1 tRNA gene and 3 rRNA genes are annotated in these 4,937 nt (G+C 50.1%); all 4 read right to left on the minus strand.

Annotation, left to right across the window (positions count from 1 at the left end):
• Position 1: 1 nt before the first annotated feature.
• A 5S ribosomal RNA gene (gene rrf / locus HMPREF2701_RS00990) occupies positions 2–117 on the minus strand.
• A gap of 76 nt (positions 118–193) precedes the next feature.
• A 23S ribosomal RNA gene (locus tag HMPREF2701_RS00995) occupies positions 194–3,094 on the minus strand.
• Between the two features lie 125 nt (positions 3,095–3,219).
• Positions 3,220–3,292, minus strand: a tRNA-Ala gene (locus HMPREF2701_RS01000).
• A 51-nt stretch (positions 3,293–3,343) separates the two neighbouring features.
• Positions 3,344–4,889, minus strand: a 16S ribosomal RNA gene (locus tag HMPREF2701_RS01005).
• The 16S, 23S and 5S rRNA genes sit together here with 1 tRNA gene alongside, the layout of an rRNA operon.
• Positions 4,890–4,937: the final 48 nt, after the last annotated feature.

Consider the following 4,937-nt stretch of genomic DNA (forward strand, 5'->3'; position numbering starts at 1 on the left):
AGCTAAGCGACTTCCATATCTCACAGGGGGCAACCCCCAACTACTTCCGGCGTTCTAGGGCTTAACTTCTGTGTTCGGCATGGGTACAGGTGTATCTCCTAGGCTATCGTCACTTAACTCTGAGTAATACCTACTCAAAATTGAATATCTATTCAAACCAAGAAAACCGTTCGCTTTCATATTCTCAGTTACTTTGGATAAGTCCTCGAGCTATTAGTATTAGTCCGCTACATGTGTCGCCACACTTCCACTTCTAACCTATCTACCTGATCATCTCTCAGGGCTCTTACTGATATAAAATCATGGGAAATCTCATCTTGAGGTGGGTTTCACACTTAGATGCTTTCAGCGTTTATCCCTTCCCTACATAGCTACCCAGCGATGCCTTTGGCAAGACAACTGGTACACCAGCGGTAAGTCCACTCTGGTCCTCTCGTACTAGGAGCAGATCCTCTCAAATTTCCTACGCCCGCGACGGATAGGGACCGAACTGTCTCACGACGTTCTGAACCCAGCTCGCGTGCCGCTTTAATGGGCGAACAGCCCAACCCTTGGGACCGACTACAGCCCCAGGATGCGACGAGCCGACATCGAGGTGCCAAACCTCCCCGTCGATGTGAACTCTTGGGGGAGATAAGCCTGTTATCCCCAGGGTAGCTTTTATCCGTTGAGCGATGGCCCTTCCATACGGAACCACCGGATCACTAAGCCCGACTTTCGTCCCTGCTCGAGTTGTAGCTCTCGCAGTCAAGCTCCCTTATACCTTTACACTCTGCGAATGATTTCCAACCATTCTGAGGGAACCTTTGGGCGCCTCCGTTACCTTTTAGGAGGCGACCGCCCCAGTCAAACTGCCCGTCAGACACTGTCTCCGATAGGGATCACCTATCCGGGTTAGAGTGGCCATAACACAAGGGTAGTATCCCAACAACGTCTCCTTCGAAACTGGCGTCCCGATCTCATAGACTCCTACCTATCCTGTACATGTGGTACAGACACTCAATATCAAACTGCAGTAAAGCTCCATGGGGTCTTTCCGTCCTGTCGCGGGTAACCTGCATCTTCACAGGTACTAAAATTTCACCGAGTCTCTCGTTGAGACAGTGCCCAAATCATTACGCCTTTCGTGCGGGTCGGAACTTACCCGACAAGGAATTTCGCTACCTTAGGACCGTTATAGTTACGGCCGCCGTTTACTGGGGCTTCAATTCATACCTTCGCTTACGCTAAGCACTCCTCTTAACCTTCCAGCACCGGGCAGGCGTCACCCCCTATACATCATCTTACGATTTAGCAGAGAGCTGTGTTTTTGATAAACAGTTGCTTGGGCCTATTCACTGCGGCTGACGTAAAGTCAGCACCCCTTCTCCCGAAGTTACGGGGTCATTTTGCCGAGTTCCTTAACGAGAGTTCTCTCGCTCACCTGAGGCTACTCGCCTCGACTACCTGTGTCGGTTTGCGGTACGGGTAGAGTATGTTTAAACGCTAGAAGCTTTTCTTGGCAGTGTGACGTCACTAACTTCGCTACTAAACTTCGCTCCCCATCACAGCTCAATGTTATAGATATAAGCATTTGACTCATATCACACCTCACTGCTTAGACAGACACTTCCAATCGTCTGCTTTAGTTAGCCTACTGCGTCCCTCCATCACTACATACTCTAGTACAGGAATATCAACCTGTTGTCCATCGGATACACCTTTCGGTCTCTCCTTAGGTCCCGACTAACCCAGGGCGGACGAGCCTTCCCCTGGAAACCTTAGTCTTACGGTGGACAGGATTCTCACCTGTCTTTCGCTACTCATACCGGCATTCTCACTTCTATGCGTTCCAGCACTCCTCACGGTACACCTTCATCACACATAGAACGCTCTCCTACCATACCTATAAAGGTATCCACAGCTTCGGTAAATTGTTTTAGCCCCGGTACATTTTCGGCGCAGGGTCACTCGACTAGTGAGCTATTACGCACTCTTTGAATGAATAGCTGCTTCTAAGCTAACATCCTAGTTGTCTGTGCAACCCCACATCCTTTTCCACTTAACAATTATTTTGGGACCTTAGCTGGTGGTCTGGGCTGTTTCCCTTTCGACTACGGATCTTAGCACTCGCAGTCTGACTGCCGACCATAATTCATTGGCATTCGGAGTTTATCTGAGATTGGTAATCCGGGATGGACCCCTCACCCAAACAGTGCTCTACCTCCAAGAATCTTTATGTCGACGCTAGCCCTAAAGCTATTTCGGAGAGAACCAGCTATCTCCAAGTTCGTTTGGAATTTCTCCGCTACCCACAAGTCATCCAAGCACTTTTCAACGTGCCCTGGTTCGGTCCTCCAGTGCGTCTTACCGCACCTTCATCCTGCTCATGGGTAGGTCACATGGTTTCGGGTCTACGTCATGATACTAAAGCGCCCTATTCAGACTCGGTTTCCCTACGGCTCCGTCTCTTCAACTTAACCTCGCATCATAACGTAACTCGCCGGTTCATTCTACAAAAGGCACGCTCTCACCCATTAACGGGCTCGAACTTGTTGTAGGCACACGGTTTCAGGTTCTATTTCACTCCCCTCCCGGGGTGCTTTTCACCTTTCCCTCACGGTACTGGTTCACTATCGGTCACTAGGGAGTATTTAGGGTTGGGAGATGGTCCTCCCAGATTCCGACGGGATTTCACGTGTCCCGCCGTACTCAGGATACTGCTAGGTACAAAGACTATTTTAAATACGAGGCTATTACTCTCTTTGGCTGATCTTCCCAAATCATTCTTCTATAATCTTTGAGTCCACATTGCAGTCCTACAACCCCGAAGAGTAAACTCTTCGGTTTGCCCTCCTGCCGTTTCGCTCGCCGCTACTAAGGCAATCGCTTTTGCTTTCTCTTCCTGCAGCTACTTAGATGTTTCAGTTCACTGCGTCTTCCTCCTCACATCCTTAACAGATGTGGGTAACAGGTAGTACCTGTTGGGTTCCCCCATTCGGAAATCCCTGGATCATCGCTTACTTACAGCTACCCAAGGCATATCGTCGTTTGTCACGTCCTTCTTCGGCTCCTAGTGCCAAGGCATCCACCGTGCGCCCTTATTAACTTAACCTTATTTTTCTGACCTTTCAGTCATAAACTCTTATTAATACTACAGCGTTTTCGGTTTATTTTCTTGTTACTATTTGATATAGATATTCAATTTTCAATGTGCATTACTTGGTGATCTCTCACCAATGGAGCCTAGCGGGATCGAACCGCTGACCTCCTGCGTGCAAAGCAGGCGCTCTCCCAGCTGAGCTAAGGCCCCACAAGACCTCTCAAGACTAAACAAGACCAATGCGCAGTTCCTTATCCTTAGAAAGGAGGTGATCCAGCCGCACCTTCCGATACGGCTACCTTGTTACGACTTCACCCCAATCATCTATCCCACCTTAGGCGGCTGGCTCCTTACGGTTACCTCACCGACTTCGGGTGTTACAAACTCTCGTGGTGTGACGGGCGGTGTGTACAAGGCCCGGGAACGTATTCACCGCGGCGTGCTGATCCGCGATTACTAGCGATTCCGACTTCATGTAGGCGAGTTGCAGCCTACAATCCGAACTGAGACTGGCTTTAAGAGATTAGCTTGCCGTCACCGGCTTGCGACTCGTTGTACCAGCCATTGTAGCACGTGTGTAGCCCAGGTCATAAGGGGCATGATGATTTGACGTCATCCCCACCTTCCTCCGGTTTATTACCGGCAGTCTCGCTAGAGTGCCCAACTGAATGATGGCAACTAACAATAGGGGTTGCGCTCGTTGCGGGACTTAACCCAACATCTCACGACACGAGCTGACGACAACCATGCACCACCTGTCACCTCTGTCCCGAAGGAAAGCTCTATCTCTAGAGCGGTCAGAGGGATGTCAAGACCTGGTAAGGTTCTTCGCGTTGCTTCGAATTAAACCACATGCTCCACCGCTTGTGCGGGCCCCCGTCAATTCCTTTGAGTTTCAACCTTGCGGTCGTACTCCCCAGGCGGAGTGCTTAATGCGTTAGCTACGGCACTAAACCCCGGAAAGGGTCTAACACCTAGCACTCATCGTTTACGGCGTGGACTACCAGGGTATCTAATCCTGTTTGCTCCCCACGCTTTCGAGCCTCAGCGTCAGTTACAAGCCAGAGAGCCGCTTTCGCCACCGGTGTTCCTCCATATATCTACGCATTTCACCGCTACACATGGAATTCCACTCTCCCCTCTTGCACTCAAGTTAAACAGTTTCCAAAGCGTACTATGGTTAAGCCACAGCCTTTAACTTCAGACTTATCTAACCGCCTGCGCTCGCTTTACGCCCAATAAATCCGGACAACGCTCGGGACCTACGTATTACCGCGGCTGCTGGCACGTAGTTAGCCGTCCCTTTCTGGTAAGATACCGTCACAGTGTGAACTTTCCACTCTCACACTCGTTCTTCTCTTACAACAGAGCTTTACGATCCGAAAACCTTCTTCACTCACGCGGCGTTGCTCGGTCAGACTTCCGTCCATTGCCGAAGATTCCCTACTGCTGCCTCCCGTAGGAGTCTGGGCCGTGTCTCAGTCCCAGTGTGGCCGATCACCCTCTCAGGTCGGCTATGTATCGTCGCCTTGGTGAGCCGTTACCCCACCAACTAGCTAATACAACGCAGGTCCATCTGGTAGTGATGCAATTGCACCTTTTAAGTAAATGTCATGCAACATCTACTCTTATGCGGTATTAGCTATCGTTTCCAATAGTTATCCCCCGCTACCAGGCAGGTTACCTACGCGTTACTCACCCGTTCGCAACTCATCCGGAGAAGCAAGCTCCTCCTTCAGCGTTCTACTTGCATGTATTAGGCACGCCGCCAGCGTTCGTCCTGAGCCAGGATCAAACTCTCATTAAAAGTTTGAGTTCTCACTCATTTCTGTCACTGACAGATTTATTGTTTTTT

The sequence above is a fragment of the Streptococcus sp. HMSC077D04 genome, from assembly GCF_001808785.1.
GTDB lineage: Bacteria > Bacillota > Bacilli > Lactobacillales > Streptococcaceae > Streptococcus > Streptococcus mitis_BX.